Origin of the sequence: Coprococcus aceti, assembly GCF_025567285.1 — a bacterium.
GTDB classification, from domain to species: domain Bacteria; phylum Bacillota; class Clostridia; order Lachnospirales; family Lachnospiraceae; genus Coprococcus; species Coprococcus aceti.
In genome coordinates this window covers 66,724-87,610 of the sequence record NZ_JAOQJT010000010.1, presented here as the reverse complement: position 1 = coordinate 87,610, position 20,887 = coordinate 66,724, and the positions used below count along the sequence as shown (strand labels likewise).

Below are 20,887 nucleotides of genomic sequence, written 5' to 3'. Positions count from 1 at the left end.
GTTTGTCTGAAGTGGTTGCTGTTTTTAATTATATACTGTTGCTTTTCTAAGCAAAACCGCTTATAATTTGAGTCGGAACATATTGCTATTATCCACAGTTATAGAGCGTGTGTTATCAATGCCGATAACAAAATGATAACATTAGCTCATATAGGCAGGATAATATGGATAAATCAAATAATTAAAAGAACTACAAACACGACAACGAATAATCTCTAAACAAAATTGATTAGTAATTGTCGAGTTTGAATAACGGACTAAAATGCCGAAAGCCTGTATTTATGCGGGCTTCCGGCATTTGTTTTATCAAATGGCTCTAGTTTGGCTCTATTTGTGGGCGGGATAAGGGTTGCGAAAGCACTGATGGAGAAATAAAGGCATAATGGTAAGGAAAAAGTGATATATGCATCTTGGAAGCACAGGAATACTGAAAATTATAAGTTCAGCTGGAACAAAAAGTATGTTATGTACTGGAGAATTCTGGAAATCTGTGGGGAGTAATTGCGGGAAAAAAGGGAAAAGCGTATAATGCAAGAAAATAATGTTTTCACAGTGTAAAATAGAGGAGAGAACTATCATGCAGAAAATACTGATTGTAGAAGATGATACAAATATCAATAATCTGCTTCAGGAAGCATTATCCAAAGCAGGCTATTTCTGTGAGCAGGCGTTTTCCGGAACTGAGGCAAAGCTGCTTTTGAATATGCAGGAGCATAGCTATGCACTGGTGTTGCTGGATTTGATGTTGCCGGGAATTACAGGAGAAGCAGTTCTGGAGGAAATACGGAAAAAGGGAAATCTTCCGGTTATTGTTTTGACTGCGAAAGATAGCTTGGATGAAAAGGTAAAGGTTTTAACTAGTGGGGCAGATGATTATATAACGAAACCTTTTGAAATCAGAGAGGTACTGGCAAGAATTCAGGTACAGCTTCGTCATACAGAAGAAAAGGAAATAAAAGAATCTAACCTTTCGTTCAGAGAGATGGTATTGAACAAAGCTACTTTTCAGGTCAGCATTGGTGGAAAAATACTTCCTAAGATAACAAGACAGGAGTTTGCGATTTTAGAATTACTGCTCAGAAATCCGAAGCAGGTTTTCAGTAAAGAGGACATTTTTGAATATGCGTGGGACGAACCATATATGGGTGAAACAAAAACTCTGGATGTACATATAAGCAATATTCGTAAAAAGATAAAAACAGTTACATCTGAGGAATATATTGAAACAGTCTGGGGAATCGGTTATCGTCTTCATCTATAATCTTTACTCTTTTTTTACTATTTATTTGCGTTTGATTAGGATTATTCCTTTATGATAAATGCAGATAAGAAAAAGGAGATGAAAAACTTGAGCGAAATGTTATTGGAAACAAGAAATTTGACTAAGCAATATGGACACCATAAAGCTGTGGACAGTGTCAATATGCATATTAAAAAAGGTGCTATTTATGGTTTTATCGGTCGGAATGGAGCTGGGAAGACAACTTGTCTGAAGATGATCAGTGGACTTTCCAAGCCAACTTGTGGAGAAATCGAGATGTTCGGATACAAGGGAAAAGATTTGCAAAAAGTTCGATCACGGATAGGATGTCTGATTGAGGCACCGGGACTTTATGGAAATATGACTGCATATGAAAATCTGAATATCAAATGCAAGCTGTTTGGAATAAAGAAAAAAAGTTATATTGAAGAAATATTGAGAATTATCGGTCTGGAGAATGTGGGAAAGAAAAAAACAAAACATTTTTCACTTGGAATGAAACAGCGTTTGGGAATTGGTCTTGCTTTGGTTGGAGAACCAGATTTATTAGTTCTTGATGAGCCAATCAATGGATTGGATCCACAGGGTATAGCAGAGATCCGGGATACGATTCAGAGACTTCAGAAAGAGAAGAATATGACAATATGCATTTCCAGTCATATTCTTGAGGAATTATCGAAGATTGCTACTGATTATGGAATTATTCATAATGGAAGTTTATTACAGGAAATTACAAGAGAAGAATTAATAAGAAGATGCAGTGAACGGATAGAGTTGACATTGGATCATCCGAAACAGGCAATTCCGGTGCTGGATTCTATGGGATTTACCAACTATCAGGTAACAGATAAAGAGCATATTCATATTTTTGAACGATTGAATGAAAGTGCAGCGTTGAATATGGAACTTGCAAAGGCAGGAATTCCGGTAAAAGGGATTTCCATAACCAGTGAAGAACTGGAAACTTATTTTCTGAATCTGACGGGAGGTGCGGATCATGCTTAATATAATAAAAATGGATTTATACCGGATGCTTAAAACCAAAAGTATGTATGTAATCTGGATCGTACTGGCAGCAATATTATTGATTACAACATCTTTAAGCAAGACAGATTATGAGCTTTTGACTGAAAAGGATGCCATGAAACAGGAGCAGGTTACTGAACCTACTGTGGATAATATTAATGTGGGAATGATGGTAACGCTGCCTACGGAGCCGGGAGAAAAGGTGACGGTATATGATATCTTTTTTGCCAATTCCCAAGGAAAATTGTATGCACTGCTTTTGGTGATTTTTACTGTTCTGTTTTCAACAGCGGATATCAGTAGCGGATATATTAAGAATATAGGAGGTCAGGTTAGAAATAGAGGAACTCTGATTTTTTCCAGAGCAATTGCCTTGGCTGTCTTTACGGTACTGACAATGGCAGGTGCATTCTTATTTCAGGCAGCGGCGAATGGTATTGTTTTCGGGGAATTGGAATGGGGAAATACAAAGGCAATTTTATCTTATTTTGTGACTGAACTGGCTCTTCATTATGCACTTGTGCTGATTTGTATGGCGATTGCAATTATTTTGAAAAATAATGTAATCAGCATGGTCATTGCTGTCTGTCTTAGCATGAATGTAATGACCATTGTGTATGGGGTGATCAATAGTGCTATTCAAAAAATAGGAATTCAGAATTTCCAGATTTATAAGTATACGATAACAGGAAAATTATCACTGCTTCCTATGAATCCGAGTGGAAATGAGTGTTTGGCGGCATTTGGTGTGGCAATAGTGTTCATCGTTATGATGATATCAGTAAGCAGCGTTGTTTTTCAAAAGAGGGATATTTAACGGATGTATATCGTAATTGGGATATTAGCAGGAATTATTATCTTACAATTTATTATTATGTGGAAATACCAGCGGCAGGTGAAAGACATCTGCCGCCAATTGGCGTTTATGATGAAACATGACAGTAACATGTTGATTAACCATGAATTTGATGTGGGTGGAATAGGAAAGCTTTCTGACAAGTTGAATGAGCTTCTGGAACTGCGAAGAAAAGAGAAGCAGCATTATCAGGAGAAAGAAGCTCTGATTGCGGACACTTATACAAATCTTTCTCATGATATCCGCACACCACTGACATCTTTGGACGGATATTTCCAGCTAATGGAAGAATGTGAAAATATAGAGGATCAGAAACGTTATTTAAGCATTATCCACGAAAGAATTCATAGTCTGAATGAAATGTTGGAAGAACTTTTTATGTTTACAAAGTTAAAAAACGAATCTTACAGTTTGGAATTGACATTGTGCTGTATGAACCGGATTTTGAAAGAAACAGTTTTTTCATACTATGATGAATGGGTAAGAATGGAAATTCAGCCGGATATTCAGATTACGGAAGAACAGTTGTATATACATGGAAACAGGCAGGGACTCCGCCGTGTTATCCAGAATGTGATAAAAAATGGGCTGGATCATGGAGAAAAGAAGATTAGCATTGTGTTGGAACGTGATCAAAATCAGGCGGTGCTTAGAATCAGCAATCAGGTTACACATCCAGAACAGATTAATATAGATCAGGTATTTGAGCGATTTTATAAAGCAGATGTTGCCAGAAGTAAAACATCTACTGGATTGGGACTATCTATTGCAAAGGAGTTGGTTAGTCGGATGGATGGAGAGATTGAAGCAAAAATAGAAAAAAAAGAGTTTATTGTTGAAATGAACTTTCCGATTGCAACCGATGCTAAATAGTATTTTGCGACGTAGAGGGATAATCAATAATTTTTATTTATCCTTGCAGAAGCATTAGCTCTTATGTTAGGGTACTCTTTAAGGAAAGTTTTATTGTAGAGCATATAGAAAAATTAAAAGAATCAAAGAGAATATGGATGAAAAATCGTTTAATGCTGGAAAGAAAGCAGTTTATCATTCGTATACACATTTAGGGGCAAGTAAGTATTCTAAAGATCATGGAAATTTCTTAACATATGCATATAAAGCGGATGAGATATTTAGTCAAAGTAAGGTACTTGAGAGTGATATTCGGAATCAGGTAAAAAGACATTGGTACAAAATTGATAGTAAATTGAAGGAGAAATATCAATGATAAATATCTATACAGAAAAAAAGAACTCAAAGGATTGGATACTTCAGAATGACCTGTATTTTAACTTAAATACAGGTAATGAAGAAATGTCACAAAAAGAAATTGATTTAATACGACAGGTGGATGAGGCAAAACTGACGCCAGATAAGCACATTGAGACAAAATATGGCTTGGGCACAATTCGTAATTTGTCATCAGGCTGTAAAACTTTACTTAATATTGTAAAGCATCCTGATAATGTGGTAAATGTTGAAGAATGCGGCCCGAATGTGCTCAGAATCATTTTTACTATGGATAATATAAAGATTTATATGTCTAGACCAACGCTTTTTGACATTCCAAATGATGCAAAAATCAGATTCAATGATTCAGATATAGTTACTGGCGGAAGAGGTTATAATGCCTGGTGGAGCAAGGAGTATGAAAGGAGGGCGGCAGATGATTTATAAGAGTATTATATTTAAAGCAGATCCTTTTTCATATGATTTGGAATTTGACGATAGAATAACACTTGTTGGTGGAGACAGCGGTACAGGTAAAACAGTTCTTTACGAAATGTTGGAAGATATAAGACTGACAGACGAATATAAGGCAATCAAATTATTTAACTACAAATCAGATGGTTTCTTAGAAGTAATAAAGCAGTGCCGGGATTGTTTTATCGTGATAGATAATGCAGATTACTTGATAAATGATGACGTTAGGAGATTCATTAATTTTGAGTTTTCAAATCAGTATATGCTTTTTCTAAGAAATTGTGACGGACTTAATGTATCTGATAAGAGCTTTAAGGTGTTGAATTTTGATAACAATAGAATAACACTGGAAGAGGAAGTGTGATATGAGATATTTATGGACGGAAGACACCGGCGCAGGATTTCATTTCTGGAAATTAGTAAATCAACTTTTCTTTGATAATGAACTTGTGGTTGAAAGTAAAGGAAGTAATCAGGGATTATTGGATGCAGTGTTAGACATTGACATTAAAGATGACGATTCATATTATGTTGCATTTGATTATGTTGTTGATAATCAGGATATTCGTAATAAGTATCGCATACTGAAATCAATAGCAGATAAAGCTGAGGGCAAGATTATAATTCTGGATATGATTTGCTTTGAATACTTGATTCTTGCCTTTGATAAGCTTGTGGAGTGGACAGGCACTGGAAAGACAGATAAAATCAAAATTCGCGAAGAAGTCTTGACGGCAGTTGAAAATCATAGAATCAATATATCAAAGATTGATGACGAAAAGACTTTGCAGTATATAGCAGGTTTTAAGAGATATTCTACAGAACGAGTGATGAAGTCATTGGTGGGCGAATTTACGCAAAATGAGAAGTGGTCTGTTAAAGGGACTCTTATGGGTGAATGTTGGTATAAGGATTGTTGTGTGTCGGAACATCCAGATAGCTTGAGGTGTGGTAAGCCTGAGATTGAAAGTGGGGATGAGAAGATGAGGATGCTGATACGGTCAGAGAAAGTACAAAGGCTAATGAGAGATATTACTTTGAAAGAATAGTTTAATAAGACTATATTTTTCATAATGCATAATAAATGATACATTAATAAGACAAATTTTCATCTGAAGAGCAAAGGGGAATGTGAATGCAGGAAACAGTTGATGTTTTGAATAGAGAACAATTTATTGATATGTTATATCAGCTTGTCAACACTATGTCAGATTTAAAACAAGGAAAAATATTTTCGATTGATGGAACTTGGGGATATGGAAAAACTTATGTATTAGAAGAACTTGAGAGAAGATTATCTCCTGTTGTTAATGAGGATACCTACGATGATAAATTTTATGTTTTTCATTATAATTGTTGGCAATATGATTATTATGAAGAACCTTCTGTTGCGATAATATCAGCAATGCTAGAAGACTCTGAAAATTCACTAGAACATAGAATTAACAAAGTGGCAAAAGCAGGTTGGGAAACAGCGAAAGAAATATTGGCAGAAGTAGCCGGAGAGTATGTAAAAAATAAAATAGGTGTTAATATTGTAGAAACATTTCAAAGTGAAAAGACGGGCATTGATAATCAAAAATTTAAATTTGATAAAATGTTTGCGTTTAAGAAAACTTTAGATGAAACTAGGGAAAAACTTAAACGGATGTCGGAAATAAAAACTGTTGTAATAGTTGTTGATGAACTAGACAGATGTATGCCTGAATATGCAATTAAAGTTCTTGAGAGACTTCATCATTTATTTGAGGGTATCCCCAATACAATTGTTATTATGGCTGTTGACAGTAAACAACTTGAGAATTCCGTGAAAAAAATCTTTGGTAATGCAGTTGATACAGGTAGATATCTGAGAAAATTTATTAGTTTCAATTTGAAATTGGGCGTGGGAGCGCTTCAATCTAAATATGTAGAAAAATATAATTATTATTTTGAAAAATTTGAGGAAAAGGATGCGGCGGCAGAGGAGTTACAAACATTAGCTACTTTGTGCCAAATTGACATTCGAAATTTGAATAAGCTAATTGAAAAATTGGATATAATTCACACACTTGCATTTAAAGGGAAAATGTCAGAATCAGTTTTATGGTTTGAATTAATGTGGGGAATGATAAAATATAAAATATCTTTACCTGATAAAGAAGGAAAATATATTGATAGGTCTGATGATTTGTATTGGCTACCTGAAATAGACCATGCGACCTATGGCGGGCTAGATAACTATCTTTCTAAAGACATAATTGAATATTTAAAAGAGAAAAAGAACATTGCTATGACAAATACAAGAACAATAGGAATGAATAGTGAAGAAATAATGGTTTCGAATGATTTCAATGGAGAGGCATGGCATATATTAGATCAGCTTTTGGCACATAAAAAAACGTTATATATGGACCCTGTTAATCAAACAGTAGATATTGATGAATGTAAGAAGTTTATTGAATTTGCAAAAATATTATGGTAGTCTAAAAATCAGTATCTCCATATATCAGAATGAAATTTCAACAATTAATTTATATGTGGGCTATAAAGAAATAGAGTTGGCAGATTTGATAATAAATCTTGAAAATATTATTCTGGCAATTTATCTAAAGGAGCGGAATGAATTTGTTATTTAACTTGGCATATTGAATTATATGCCAGGTTAAAAGCCGAGTTAGATGTATAATTAGAATAATTCGACGCCTTTTTCGACGCATAAAAAGCGACGAAAAAAGCGATGAATTATTTTATCAATCAAAAGAAAGTTAAAATTGATGTCAGATTAGTTCAAAACCATAATGAAGCTACATAAACTTAATTAAATTCATTCATAGCATCCACATATTCCTGTAATCCATTAGATTTACAAGCCAATTCAGCATATAGCAGAGGACTTATAGATGATAGAAGTGTTATACTCAATTTTTATTCTGAAACAAAAAGGCAATATGTTGATATTGAACTTCCACAAGATATTTACAATTTTTTGCAGACATATCTGCCAGAAAAAAAGTATAGTATTGTGGATGAACTTGAAAAGAAAACGGTTGTTCATCAATCGACTGATGTTATTGAAAATGGCACTTTGCTAAAATCAATTCAGAAACAAGATAACATGCAAATAAATAAAATAGAATCGATATCATTAGAAGAATTTAAAACGAAAGTAGTAAAATTGAAATTAATGAAAGAAGCAGGTTTGTTATCTGATGATAGATTTGAAGAAGAACAAGAAAAATTGTTATCGTTGTTATAGGTGATGAAAAATGTCTAAGTATTAGAATTAAGTTCTTGGGTTTGTGCTGTGCTTACAAAACTTATTACAGAAAAAATACAAGGTTATAGTACAAATTGATAGAAAAAACAGAAAGTGAAAAATTCGTAGTAAAGAAGGAAGAAAATAATGAGGGTATGTGAGATATGCAATGCAAAAAAAGAAGATAGAATAATTGCAGGAATGAGTATTTGCAACAATTGTTTTACTAGATTACAAGGATTAAGAAATGGAAATGAGGATGATTTGCTATTCTTTAGAGACCCCATAAATGTTTCTAAATTTTCCCATAATGCAAAAGAATATATTGATGAAGTTGCAACAGATATTGAAAAGTCGCATAGGACAGCTGAAGAAATAATCATTGAAAGAAAGCGAATGCAAGAAGATGAAATGGAGAAACAAGAGTATGCACGTTCATTAATAGGCTTATATGAATATGCAGTTGAAACAATATTAAATGAAGATCATGGGTGTGTTGATGCAAAGAGAATGACTGAATTGATAAACAAGCGTGCTAGAGAGGGGTGGAAGTTACATACTGTTTATTCAAATGAGCTAGGCAAAAATGCATTAAAGGTGTTGGGATTAGTGGAAAATTCTACTGCTTGTGAAGATGTACTTGTATTCGAAAGAAAACTGATGGATAAGTAGTTCAAAGTTTAGTTATGTAGAATTGAATGGATACAGAAAACTATAAAAGAATAAGCATAGGCAGTTGGTTTTATAATGAGACTGCCTGACATCAATTATTTATTGTACTTAAAGGCGGGATAGAATCACCAAACCAGATTCTATCCCGCTTTAATTTTTACAAATCTCCCCATTCCCCATCTTTTATGATAAAATAAATCATACTATTTGAAATGGAGGACAACTATGATTCAGGATAAAACGCAGTTAGTACGTGACGGATTGGAAACTGCATATATCGATGGCAATATTGCATCTGAGATATCATATAAGCCGGGCTTTGTTTCAAATAATCACAGGGAAGGTAAGAAAGTTATTTCAGTCATAGAGAGTGAACTTCTAAAATGTGATAAGTTTCAGATAAGTGTGGCATTTATTACTTTGGGCGGTGTAACACCGCTTCTTCAGACGTTGAAAGAGCTTGAGACAAAAGGGGTTCCAGGGGAGATATTGACCTCAAACTATTTGGATTTTAGTGAGCCTTTGGCTTTGGAGAAATTGCATTCTCTGAAGAATATAAAGATTAGAATGTATGACACAAGATCTGCTAACAATGGCTTTCATACAAAGGGATATATATTCAGAGAGGAAGAAATATACAGGATCATAATTGGCAGCTCGAATATTACTAGTGCTGCACTCACGACCAATAGAGAATGGAATACGAAGCTTGTCTCCACGGCACAGGGAGAGATGTCAGAGGATATATTAAGAGAATTTGACGAGTTATGGAACTCAGAATATGCTCTGGACTATGATGTGTTTTATGAGGAATATAAGCAGAGATACGATATAATCAAAGCTCAAAGGAAAATCGCTTCAGAGGGAAATGTTACCTCATTGGAGAGATATAAATTAAAACCAAACAGCATGCAGGTGAGATTTATTGCTAACCTTAAAGCTATATTGGAGAATGATGAGAAGAGAGCACTTCTTATAAGTGCCACTGGTACGGGAAAGACTTATGCGTCGGCATTTGCAATGCGTGAACTTGGATTTAAGAGAGTGTTATTTCTTGTCCATCGAGCGTCACTTGCTGTACAGGCAAAGAAATCGTATCAGAGAGTTTTCGGCAGTACGATTTCTGTAGGGTTGGTTGGTGCTGGCTATCATGAATACGATAGAGATTATATATTTGCCACTGTGGAGACGTTAAATAGGGATGAGCATTTGCAAATGTATGATCCAGCCGAGTTTGATTGTATTATTCTGGATGAGGCCCACCATAGCTCGGCAAATACATATCAGAAGGTTATGAATTACTTTACCCCACGTCTATTCCTTGGTATGACAGCTACGCCTGACAAGAGGAATGACAATGATTCTGGGGAAAATATTTATGAGATATTTAATCATCAGATAGCCTATGAGATTCGTCTGCAGCAGGCAATGGAAGAGGACTTGCTGTGTCCATTTCACTATTTTGGAATTACTGATTTATCCGTTGTACAGGATACCAAGTCAAAGAATCTATCTGAAGAAGATTTTAATAAATTGGTATGTGACGAGCGTGTAAAGCTTGTTATAGAGCAGTCGAATTACTATGGTTACAGCGGAGAACGTGTAAAGGGCCTGATATTTTGCAGCCGTAATCGGGAGTGTAAGGAACTTTCAAAGAAGTTCAACGAATTAGGATATAGGACAGTTGCACTTAGTGGTGAGGACTCAGAGATGGTTAGGCAGGATGCGTTTGAGAGACTTGCTATGGATGAGAGAGACGCAGCGGCAGATAAGACTCCTATAGATTATATTTTCTCTGTGGATGTCTTAAATGAAGGTGTTGATATTGTCGAGGTAAATCAGGTCATCATGTTGAGACCGACTCAGTCTCCAATTGTTTTTATACAGCAATTGGGAAGAGGCCTTCGAAAAGCAGAGGGGAAAGAATACGTTGTAATCCTTGATTTTATTGGAAACTATAACAACAATTTCATGATACCGATTGCCTTATCAGGAGATAGAACATACAACAAAGATAATATCCGTAGATATGTCATGGAAGGTGAACGGATGATTCCTGGTGCCTCCACGATTCATTTTGACGAAATAAGTAAAAAAAGAATTTTTACATCGGTTGATAACGCAAACTTTAGTGATATAAGGCTCATTAAAGAGAATTATACGAACCTCAAGAATAAACTTGGACGTATTCCCAGATTGAGGGATTTTGATGAATACGGCGAGATGGATGTTATTCGAATCTTTGATAACAACAGTCTCGGATCGTATTATAAGTTTTTAGTGAAATATGAGAAAGAATACAAGACTCGCTTGCCAGAGGATGAAGAAAAAGTAATCGAATTTGTTTCTAAGAAATTGGCAAATGGAAAAAGAATTCAGGAACTTCAGATGTTGAAGAGAATACTTACATATGCCCGGGGCCTAGCTAAATTTGGTTTGTTTGCCGGCCTTTCAGAGGACATGAGGGAGTATGGAAAAGATGTCAGTCAGGATCAGAAGGAAAACATTGTAAATGTTATGACTAATGAATTCCCGGCTGGAGCGAGCAAGAAAACTTACGCGAAGTGCGTGTTTATTGAGAAAAAAGAAAACGATTATAGACCAACAAAGTCATTTTTACAAATGCTGTCAAATGGCGAATTTTATGATATCCTTCAAGAACTTGTTGAATTTGGTATTAGCAGATACGAGCGTGATTATAGTAATACATATGATCAGACGGACTTTGTTTTGTACCAGAAATACACTTATGAGGATGTGTGTCGTCTTCTCAATTGGGAGCAGAATGAAGTTCCGTTAAATATTGGTGGATATAAATATGACAGAAAGACGAAGACATTTCCTGTGTTCATCAATTATGATAAGGCAGAGGATATTAGTGACACCACGAAATATGAAGATCATTTTGTTCCGGGCTTCAGGGATCGATTGATAGCTATTTCGAAGTCTGGCAGAAGTTTACAATCAGAGGATGTACAGAATTTCCTTAAAGCGAAGGAAAGAGGGATTCATGTAGAGCTTTTTGTAAGAAAGAATAAAGATGATAAGATTTCTAAGGAGTTTTATTATCTTGGACATATGACAGCAAGTGGAAAAACTAAAGAATTCAAAATGGAGAACACAGAGAAAACAGCAGTGGAAATTGAATGGATACTTGATGTTCCAGTGCGTGAAGATATTTACGAGTACATTGTAAATTCTTAATTGGAGGATGTTATGAAGACAATAAGAGTAGTTGCTGCAGTAATTGTAAGAGAAAAAAACAACCAAAAGCAGATATTTGCAACCCAGAGAGGATACGGAGAACTTAAAGGGGGATGGGAATTCCCTGGAGGAAAAATAGAAGCTGGTGAAACTCCACAGGACGCTCTGGTCAGGGAGATAAACGAGGAACTGGATGCAAGGATAAATGTTGGAGAGTTGCTTGATACTATCGAATATGATTATCCAGCTTTTCATTTGTCGATGGATTGTTTCTTGTGTGAGCTGGCAGCAGATCATTTAGAATTAAAAGAACACGAAGATGCGAAGTGGCTCACTATAGAGGAACTTGATTCGGTCGATTGGCTGCCGGCGGATGTGACACTGGTGGATAAGATAAAGGGTAAGCAAATGTAAAAACAGATTCAAAAGTGAGGTTATAAGAAAGATCGGAAGATATTTCAAGAAAGAAGATTAGGGGTTACACCACAAGGAGCACACCGAATGGAAAACAAACGAAAAACTGCAGTCCTGGAAATCCTAAACTACTGGAAAATCACAGAATTTCTAGGGCAGACCGACATTCCACAGGAAAGTTCAGAGGACAAAAAGCTAATTAAAAATATTAAGAATGGAAAAGAGGTTAAGGCAGAGAAGATCGAGGTCTTCTTTGATTTGCCAGTTTTGTCATCTCCTGATATTGATCTGGAAATGATCTTGGGAAATGACAGGGACGAATATGCGAAGTTTCCTTCGGTTGGTGAAGAGATCCATTTCTGTCTGGGGAAGGTAGAGCGGAATACAGTAGTTGATTATCTTGAGAAGTTTATAGAGGATAAATCCGATAATCCTGAGATAGCTTATCCGAAAAAGAGCGCGATCGCATGGTGCTCATTCAAGACAGATACGAAAGGTGTGTATCTTAAGAACAGTTTCCAGCTGTCATCGATACTGTGGGCAGTTGCCAAGTGGGATGAGTCAAGAGCACATAATAGTCATGACTTTTCTCTCGATACTAGCGAGTATGAAGAACTTGTTGGAGAGATCGATGAGGAACTGCAGGACCAGAATGTTGATGAGTTCATTTCAACCATATATGAAAAGATTTTTAACGAGTATGTGCAACACAGATTCTCAGAGGATTCGCAGGAATCGATGGGAATTGCCGAATACAACAGGTATGCGAGCGAACAGGCCAGAGATGCGGACGAGGACGCATTTGACTATGCGGATCTGGGTAAAAGCTTCTTTTTGAATGACATTATTCAGTTGTCAGAGCTGGTTCAGAACGGGAGCTTTGGCGATGGGAATGAATATGAGAAGAAAGTGATCGAGTACATTCTGGCAGGGTACGAAAAGTCGAAAGGCCCAGACGATTTACCGAGAACGATCATCTCGCCGGATGCGGGAAAGAGTGAGATGAAGTTGTTCTTTGACAGAATTCTTAACGTTACAAATTCGCCAAGGGGAAAATGGCCGGCCAAATATATGCCGGCGTTGATGCAGCAGGTTGCAGTCAATATTGCGATCAGACAGGACGGGGATGCTCCAGTTTTTTCTATAAACGGACCTCCCGGAACGGGAAAGACTACATTGCTCAAGGAGATCGTGGCAAGCAATATTGTTGAGCGTGCCAGACTCCTTGCTGAGAATGCAGAAGATCCGGATTCTATATTCGAAATGCATTCATTTTCGCATGGACCGCTAGAGGCAAATGCGAATGCCTATTACCAGTATGCGCCTCATTATTATTCGATAAATGTTGATGAGATCAACAATTATAGTATGCTGGTCGCGTCATGTAATAATGCGGCGGTGGAAAATATCACGATAGATCTTCCGAAGGCGAGGGATATACTTGACAGTCTGGAGTCGTCTAGAGATGATGAAGAGGAGATCCGCTGCGGTCTGGATGAGGTTCATGATTTGTTTGATATCAACAAGTCAGGTGATGTGGAGACTATAACCAGATATGGTAAGAGCCATGAAGAGAAGGACATTTATTTTACGCGTTATGCGGATAAACTTTTAGGCGGAGCTGACTGCTGGGGATTGATATCCGCTCCATTTGGCAGAAAAGCAAATATTCGTAAGTATTGCAATTCGGTCCTGAAGCCATTTGTGGAGGACTATAGATCAATTGGTGTCAGAGAGCAACATAAGGCAAAATATCTGGAGGTAAGAAAAAAGTTTTTATCTCAATATAAACTGGTGGAAAGCCTGCGAAATGAGTTGGAACAGATCTGTGCTCTGGCAGGTTCGGTTCCTATGGAGCTGCAGGAAGATGCACCAGAGGATTTGTCATGTGAAATAAGTGATGTGGAAAGAAAGCGGCAGATGCTTGAGCGTCAGTTATTTGCTGAACAAAAAGAGCTGATCGAGCTTGAGGAAAGCAGACCGAAGGGATTGTTCGCAAGGCGTAAGGATACATCCGCAAGAGATATATTCATTCAGGAGAAGAAAGCGACAATATCAAAACTTAATGGAGAGATAACTTCTTTGAACAACAGGATATCTGGTCTGCAGAATCTTCAGGAATATCAGCGGTGTATTTCAAAATATTCGCATGGGCAGATGAAGATGCCCCCGGTGGACGCTGTATTTATGGAACGTTATGTATCCGAGGATGATCGGCTGTCAACAAAAGCACAGATAACCAATCCATGGTTTACCGCCCAGTACAATAGAGAGCGTGAAAAGCTATTCCTGTATGCATGTAAGCTGCACAAAGAATTTGTCATTTCTTCAAAATGCATGCGGCATAATATCATCAACCTGATGATTGCGTGGAATGTGTTTGATGATTGTGGTGAGAGGATGAAGCTTGCAGACAGAGAAGAAGCCATGCCATATATGCTCCAGAGCATTTTTCTGCTCACCCCTGTAATATCCACAACATTTGCTTCTGCGCAGACATTTCTGGGCGATGTGAAGAAAAGCGGAGTGCTTGGAACTCTTATCGTCGATGAGGCGGGACAGGCACAGCCACAGATGGCAGTTGGTGCGATGTTCAGATGCAGAAAGGCGATCATAGTCGGAGATCCAAAGCAGATCGAGCCTGTGGTTACCGCAGAGACTGACATGATAAAGCAGTTGCTTACAGCAGAGATATTGGCAGGTTACAAGGATAAGAAAATCTCTGTGCAGGCTTTTGCTGACTATATAAATCCGTATGGAACTTATCTTGGAAAGGATGAGGAGAAAGAGTGGGTAGGCTGCCCACTGGTAGTCCATAGGCGCTGCATTGACCCGATGTACACAATCTCAAATGTTCTTTCGTATGATGGAACTATGAAGCAGCAGACGGCAGCTCCTAAGGAGGACAGGGCAAGAACATTTATCCTGGACAAGAGCTGCTGGATAGATGTAGCAGGTGCTGAGAATTCGGGCAAGAAGGATCACTTTGTCAAGGCGCAGGGCGAGCTTGTTCTGAAACTACTGGAGAGAAAATTTGAACGGGATTCCGGTGATATCCCTAGGTTGTTTATCATCACACCATTTACATCGGTGAAAGAGGGGATGCTGGAGATGATAAAGAAATCAGAGTTATACGGAAAAGAGCCAAGAGTCAGAAAATGGCTTAATGCAAATAACATTGGAACTGTGCACACTTTCCAGGGCCAGGGAACGGATGAGGTTATATTCCTACTCGGATGCGACAGCAAATCTATGGGAGCAGTCAACTGGGTGAACAATAATATCGTCAATGTTGCAGCGACAAGGGCGAAGTTTAGATTTTACATGATAGGCGATAAGTCGGTATGGACTTGCAGGTCGGTGAGGGTTGCGAGAGAATGCACAGCAGAGATACTAACAGATAAAGAGGTTGCTGAGCTGCTTGGCGATAAGACCGAAGATGCTAAATCTGTATCTGCAAAGACGGCTATGATATGCCCGGAATGCGGGAAAAAGTTGGTTGAAAGATCGGGGAAATTTGGCAAATTTATAGGTTGCTCTGGCTTTCCGAAATGCCGGTTTACGCAGTCGGTATAGGAACAGAGCAACACCCCGTTGCTTTCCCCAATCCCCGCAATCTGTTATGATATCCATAACGGAGGTGAGTACAATGGAGACAAAGGACGTTATATTAGAACTTCGAACCAAACGGGGATTATCCCAGGATGACCTGGCAGAGAAGGTCATGGTCACAAGGCAGGCGGTGTCACGTTGGGAAAACGGCGATACAGTGCCGAATACAGATACGTTGAAACTGCTTTCAAAAGAGTTTGATGTATCGATAAACACTCTGCTTGGCGAACCGAGGAAATTGATATGTCAGTGCTGTGGAATGCCGCTTGAGGACGATGCCATTATGGGGCGGGACAGTGATGGTGCGCTGAACGAGGATTACTGCAAATGGTGTTATGCCGACGGTACTTATACCTACAGCAACATGGATGATCTGATCGATGTATGTGTGAAGAATATGGTGGGGGAGAATTTCACTGAGGAGCAGGCGAGAGCATATTTGAAGGAAATTCTGCCGAAGCTTGATTATTGGAAGCGTTATGAGCAGCTAAGTGATGGCGGCCAGTTTGAGGCATTTAAAGAGCAGCTTATAGACGAGATCAATGCGCTTCATATAGAAGGAATGCCCCGTCTTGAAAGACTCAATGCGCTTGTTGGCAAATATGTGAATCTCGAGTATCGTCTGCCAAATGGCATGAATGTCAGATTCCTTGATGACGAGAAGACATATCTGGGAAATCAGTTGGAATGTGAGTTTGGTGGAGACAGATGTTTTGGGGTCCTGGCGGATATGGATTTTATATTGATATCGACATATGAGGCGGAAGGGACAAATCCGGAACTGGTTCTTTATAAAAAGAGGTAGTATAATGAGTTAGGTTATTTCGTCAATAATCTTTCACAATTTATATTACAGGGGGAAATACATATGATACAATGTGCCGGATGTGGCAGCAATCTGGTATATGATATAGCAAGAAAGAAAATGTACTGCAAAGCATGTGGAAATGAATACGAGCCGGAGAGTGTCGACAAGGATGAGGACAGCGAGGAACGCAAGCTTATGGAACTTACTGTATTCATTTGTCCGCAGTGTGGTGGGGAGATATACAGTACAGATGAATCAGCGACGGGATTCTGCAGTTACTGCGGGGCAGCGACTATGCTTTCCAGCCGGCTGAAAAGCGAGAGAAGACCGGATTATGTGATACCGTTTGCGGTGACGAAGGACATGTGCAAGGCATCATATGCCACAGTCATGAAGAGGGCGATATACGCTCCGAACAGGCTGAAACACAGACGAAATGTGCAGGAGTTCCGTGGAATATACATGCCGTATTGGCTGTGTGATGTTGACCAGAAAGGTAAAACAGCTGTCAGGGCGACGGACAGCTATAGCTCAGGGGTTGATACAGTCAGTCATACATATAATGTAAGATGCTTTGCGGATAATCATTATGAGAATATAACCATGGATGCATCATCGCTGTTTCCGGATGATCTCAGCAGTAAGGTGGCACCATTTGACTCGGCGGATATGAAACCATTTTCCATGGGATATCTGAGCGGGTTCTACGCGGATCTGCCGGATGTGGATTATGGTGTGTACAGGGATAAGATAGCGCAGGTGACAGGTGATATGGCGTATGATGTGATGATGAGTAAGATAAAGCATCATCTATGTACATACGATGCTATCGGTGAACCGGAGGAGCCATTGTCAGAAACGATGGATATAAAGATCACTGGAGCAAAGACCGGGTTGTTTCCTGTGTGGCTTTTGTCATACAAGAACGGTAAGCGTATTGCATATGCAGCGGTAAATGGCAGCACAGGAAAAGTGGCTGCGGATATACCGCTTGATATCGGCAAGTTCCTGCTGGGATGCCTGATAGGAGTGGCTCCATTATACTTTTTGCTGAACTTATTTCTTACGGTGAGACCTGGCGTTCTGCTCGCATTTGTATCTGCGATAGGTGCGCTTGTGACCATGATATATTGCGATGAGATGGAGAAGATAGCGGATGTAGAGACACATGAAAATGATGTGGGATTCTTCGCAAGGCATACACTCAATGTAAAGAAAAGTGGAGGCAGGAAGAAAAAACTACAAATAAAAAAGCTACAAATAAAAAAGCTACAAACAAAAAAGCCACAAAAAAATACAAAAAGAAAATTAAAAAATAAGATAACTTCATTTATAAAGTTTTCTTGTTTTCTTGAAGTCATACAGCTGATAGCATGCATGATATTATTTTTTTGCCTGAAGTTTGGAATAAATCCTTTACTTTTTAACTGGGATATTATGGGAAAGGCCAGTTATGTTGTGGCGGTCATCTCGTGTCTGGTTGCCATTTATGGAGCAGTAAAAGGCATAGCAAACGTGAGAAGAGTAAAAAGAAAAAGTGGCGTCATGGGATTATTTATTGCCTTTGCCACCATTCTGTCTGTAGTGGTTGTGTTGATAAACCCGGTTATGGATAAGTATTATTATGGATGCGTGCTCCTGGTGTGTGCTGCAACCATTCTGACGCTTATAGACCTGGTTATCAGCCACAACCGGATGTCCACAAGACCACTTCCGCAGTTTGAGTACAAGGGAGGTGATCATCGTGCGTAGAGCGATAATTGGCAGAGTGGTGATCACTGTAATGATCATGCTGCTGTTTCTGGTTGTGGGATGCAACGGTGCAGTGACTGTCCACGCATCTGAAAATGATCAGGATGATTCGTACAGTTACCACTATAAAGTGATAATCAAGGATTATGCCAATGTGTTGACTAAAAGTCAGGAAGCACAATTGACGGAGACTATGCAGGAGACGGCTCGTTATTGTAATGTATTATGCGAGATATCGGAATTTGCATTCCATTCTTCAGCGTACCATGCTGAGTCATCCTACAAAAGGGAATTGGGCACCCTGGATGGTGTTATGTTCCTCATTGATTTGTATAATAGACAGATATACATCTATTCTTATGGCGAACCGTATAAGATCATCACCAAGACAAATGCGTATACGATAACAGACAATGTCTATGAATATGCAAGTGAAGAGAAATATTTTGAGTGCGCAAATGAGGCATTCAAGCAGATAAATATGCTGCTGGTAGGAGAGCAGATAAGCCGTCCAATGAAGCATATCAGCAACATACTCCTTGCAATAATATTTTCTATATTGCTTAATTATCTTCTGCTGAAGAAAACATCAAAAGTACATGATATGGGTTCAAAAAATCTGCTTATCGGTACAAAGGTTTCATATAATATGAATCAGAAATATGATATGCTCACTGAAACGAGAAGTACAAGATCTGGATCCGGAGGCCATGGTGGAATCGGCGGCGGTGGCTTCGGAGGCATCGGCGGCGGCGGTGGAGGCCACAGCTTCTAGTCAAAGAGAAGAAAATCTGACAAAATATAAACGATGAAAAATGCTGTGAAGAATTTTCGAAATTCACAGCATTTTATTTTCATAAGGAGGGACTCACGTAAGTGGGAGGATTCCTTGTGAAGTACGCAGACGCCGCGCGAAGCGCCTTACATGCGTCTGCTCCTTTTGTAACGTTTTTCAATTATACTGGTCTTATATGTGAAGGGAGGTAAAAAACTTGGCGTCAGGAAAAGAAAAAAATGGAATAGAAGAAATATACGAAAAGTACTACAAAGACGTATATCGTTTTGTGCTGGCACTGTCTAAGAATCCCCACATAGCCGAAGACATAACACAGGAGACATTTGTTAAAGCGATAAAAGCTGTGGATCGGTTCAAAGGAGACTGTGATATAAAGGTCTGGCTCTGTCAGATAGCCAAGAATACATACTTTACATATGCGGGCAAACAGAACCGGGAGCAGGTGGACGTTGACGCGGTAAATAACCGGTCAGAGTCACAGGCTGCACTTATGGGGGCTGCGGAGTATGATTTCATATCTGAGTCGGTTGATAAGGAGCAGGCTATAAAGATCCATAGAATACTGCATGATCTGCCGGAGCCATATAAAGAAGTGTTCACGCTCAGGGTATTTGGTGAACTGAGATTCGGGCAGATCGCTGATATATTTGGCAAGACGGAGAGCTGGGCGAGAGTGACATATCACCGTGCCAGAATGATGATAATGGATAAAATGTAACAGAAACAGGAGGTATAATAGTGAATAAAGATTGTGAAATTATAAAAGATCTCATACCACTTTACGTGGATGGCGTGTGCAGCGAGGAGAGCAAGGCAAAGGTTGAGGAGCATATAGAGCATTGTCCTGATTGCCTGATGACGGTTGAGCGCATGAAGTCGCATCTTGTGCTTCCGATGGAGGATAGTTCAGGTGTAAAGAAATTTAAGAAATTTGTAAATAAAAAGATAAGAGGAAGAGCGTTGGCGGTTATATTGATATTTGTGCTGCTCTGGATAGTGCTCAACTGGGCGATAACCTGCAGGTGGACTGAGGTTTGGCCAAAGATGACATCGGAGGGGATACAACAGGCTGCCCAGGTTGTCGAGATAGACGGAATGTTGTACCTTCACCAGAATGGACTTGAGGGAATGGGACAGATAGTAGATATAAGCACTTCAGATGAAATGGACAGCGGCGTATTCAAATTTTATCTCGGGGAGCAGGGGCTGACATCACTTGATATATTTGGAAATGCAAGGTCGTGGATGTCAAGTGAGGCGTATCAGAGCTTTGGAGGATATAGAGAGGGCGCGGCTGTCCCTCAGACAGAACATGAGGATACAGGCAGTTCAGATATATACTATGGCGATGAGGAGCCAAGAGTTATAAATAAGATTGTGTATTGTCACAAGGATGGAACCGTGGTTGCGACTCTCTGGGAGGAGAGCCAGAATCTGCCGATCCTGAACAGTGAAAAATAGAATGTGTATGCCACATAAAACTCACATTACAAATAATTAAAGTAAAAACCACCCTTTTTTGCCATTTAATTGAATGATCCATG

19 protein-coding genes are annotated in these 20,887 nt (G+C 38.7%); all 19 read left to right on the top strand.

The genetic code is table 11. The features are described 5' to 3' along the window. Positions 1-577: 577 nt before the first annotated feature. The 19 genes from OCV54_RS12520 (at position 578) to OCV54_RS12430 (ending at position 20,804) form a co-directional block, all read left to right on the top strand. A complete protein-coding gene (locus OCV54_RS12520) occupies positions 578-1,261 on the top strand; it encodes a response regulator transcription factor (RefSeq protein ID WP_172678749.1) in 684 nt (227 codons plus the stop codon). 51 nt (positions 1,262-1,312) lie between these two features. Continuing rightward, positions 1,313-2,266, top strand: a complete 954-nt coding sequence (locus tag OCV54_RS12515; protein WP_055224330.1) for an ABC transporter ATP-binding protein — start codon at positions 1,313-1,315, stop codon at positions 2,264-2,266. Further along, the gene (locus tag OCV54_RS12510) at positions 2,259-3,104 is read left to right on the top strand and encodes an ABC transporter permease (RefSeq protein ID WP_055224328.1); all 846 of its coding nucleotides are present in this window, start codon (positions 2,259-2,261) and stop codon (positions 3,102-3,104) included. Before OCV54_RS12515 ends, OCV54_RS12510 begins: the two co-directional genes overlap by 8 nt. Before the next feature lie 3 nt (positions 3,105-3,107). Then, complete coding sequence (locus OCV54_RS12505) at positions 3,108-4,016, top strand: sensor histidine kinase (RefSeq protein ID WP_055224327.1); 909 nt, start codon at positions 3,108-3,110, stop codon at positions 4,014-4,016. A gap of 133 nt (positions 4,017-4,149) precedes the next feature. Beyond that, complete coding sequence (locus OCV54_RS12500; RefSeq protein WP_055147248.1) at positions 4,150-4,371, top strand: hypothetical protein; 222 nt, start codon at positions 4,150-4,152, stop codon at positions 4,369-4,371. Continuing rightward, positions 4,368-4,820 (top strand): DUF4869 domain-containing protein, encoded by a 453-nt coding sequence (locus OCV54_RS12495; protein WP_055224325.1) that lies wholly within the window; start codon positions 4,368-4,370, stop codon positions 4,818-4,820. Before OCV54_RS12500 ends, OCV54_RS12495 begins: the two co-directional genes overlap by 4 nt. After that, positions 4,810-5,211 (top strand): hypothetical protein, encoded by a 402-nt coding sequence (locus tag OCV54_RS12490; protein WP_055224323.1) that lies wholly within the window; start codon positions 4,810-4,812, stop codon positions 5,209-5,211. The genes OCV54_RS12495 and OCV54_RS12490 overlap by 11 nt, the downstream gene beginning before the upstream one ends. Position 5,212: 1 nt before the next feature. Continuing rightward, the gene (locus OCV54_RS12485) at positions 5,213-5,896 is read left to right on the top strand and encodes a hypothetical protein (RefSeq protein WP_055224321.1); all 684 of its coding nucleotides are present in this window, start codon (positions 5,213-5,215) and stop codon (positions 5,894-5,896) included. Positions 5,897-5,982: 86 nt separating this feature from the next. Beyond that, positions 5,983-7,311, top strand: coding sequence for a KAP family P-loop NTPase fold protein (locus tag OCV54_RS12480; RefSeq protein WP_055224319.1), 1,329 nt, complete (start codon positions 5,983-5,985; stop codon positions 7,309-7,311). 540 nt (positions 7,312-7,851) lie between these two features. After that, positions 7,852-8,085 carry a hypothetical protein gene (locus OCV54_RS12475; protein WP_156327932.1) on the top strand — a complete coding sequence of 78 codons (234 nt, stop codon included), beginning with the start codon at positions 7,852-7,854 and terminating at the stop codon, positions 8,083-8,085. A gap of 147 nt (positions 8,086-8,232) precedes the next feature. Continuing rightward, positions 8,233-8,757: a hypothetical protein gene (locus OCV54_RS12470; protein WP_055224314.1), complete on the top strand. Its 525-nt coding sequence runs from the start codon at positions 8,233-8,235 to the stop codon at positions 8,755-8,757. 225 nt (positions 8,758-8,982) lie between these two features. After that, positions 8,983-11,961, top strand: a complete 2,979-nt coding sequence (locus OCV54_RS12465) for a DEAD/DEAH box helicase (protein WP_055224312.1) — start codon at positions 8,983-8,985, stop codon at positions 11,959-11,961. A 12-nt stretch (positions 11,962-11,973) separates the two neighbouring features. Next, a complete protein-coding gene (gene mutT / locus OCV54_RS12460; protein WP_055224309.1) occupies positions 11,974-12,375 on the top strand; it encodes an 8-oxo-dGTP diphosphatase MutT in 402 nt (133 codons plus the stop codon). A gap of 87 nt (positions 12,376-12,462) precedes the next feature. Continuing rightward, positions 12,463-15,951, top strand: coding sequence for an AAA domain-containing protein (locus OCV54_RS12455; protein WP_055224307.1), 3,489 nt, complete (start codon positions 12,463-12,465; stop codon positions 15,949-15,951). A gap of 73 nt (positions 15,952-16,024) precedes the next feature. Next, the gene (locus OCV54_RS12450; RefSeq protein WP_055224305.1) at positions 16,025-16,792 is read left to right on the top strand and encodes a zinc ribbon domain-containing protein; all 768 of its coding nucleotides are present in this window, start codon (positions 16,025-16,027) and stop codon (positions 16,790-16,792) included. Positions 16,793-16,855: 63 nt separating this feature from the next. Further along, a complete protein-coding gene (locus OCV54_RS12445; protein ID WP_055224303.1) occupies positions 16,856-18,547 on the top strand; it encodes a hypothetical protein in 1,692 nt (563 codons plus the stop codon). Next, on the top strand, positions 18,540-19,322 hold the full coding sequence (locus tag OCV54_RS12440; protein ID WP_055224301.1) for a TPM domain-containing protein: 783 nt from the start codon (positions 18,540-18,542) through the stop codon (positions 19,320-19,322). The genes OCV54_RS12445 and OCV54_RS12440 overlap by 8 nt, the downstream gene beginning before the upstream one ends. A gap of 217 nt (positions 19,323-19,539) precedes the next feature. Beyond that, a complete protein-coding gene (locus OCV54_RS12435) occupies positions 19,540-20,061 on the top strand; it encodes an RNA polymerase sigma factor (RefSeq protein ID WP_242859659.1) in 522 nt (173 codons plus the stop codon). A gap of 20 nt (positions 20,062-20,081) precedes the next feature. Continuing rightward, positions 20,082-20,804, top strand: a complete 723-nt coding sequence (locus tag OCV54_RS12430; protein WP_055224300.1) for a zf-HC2 domain-containing protein — start codon at positions 20,082-20,084, stop codon at positions 20,802-20,804. Positions 20,805-20,887: the final 83 nt, after the last annotated feature.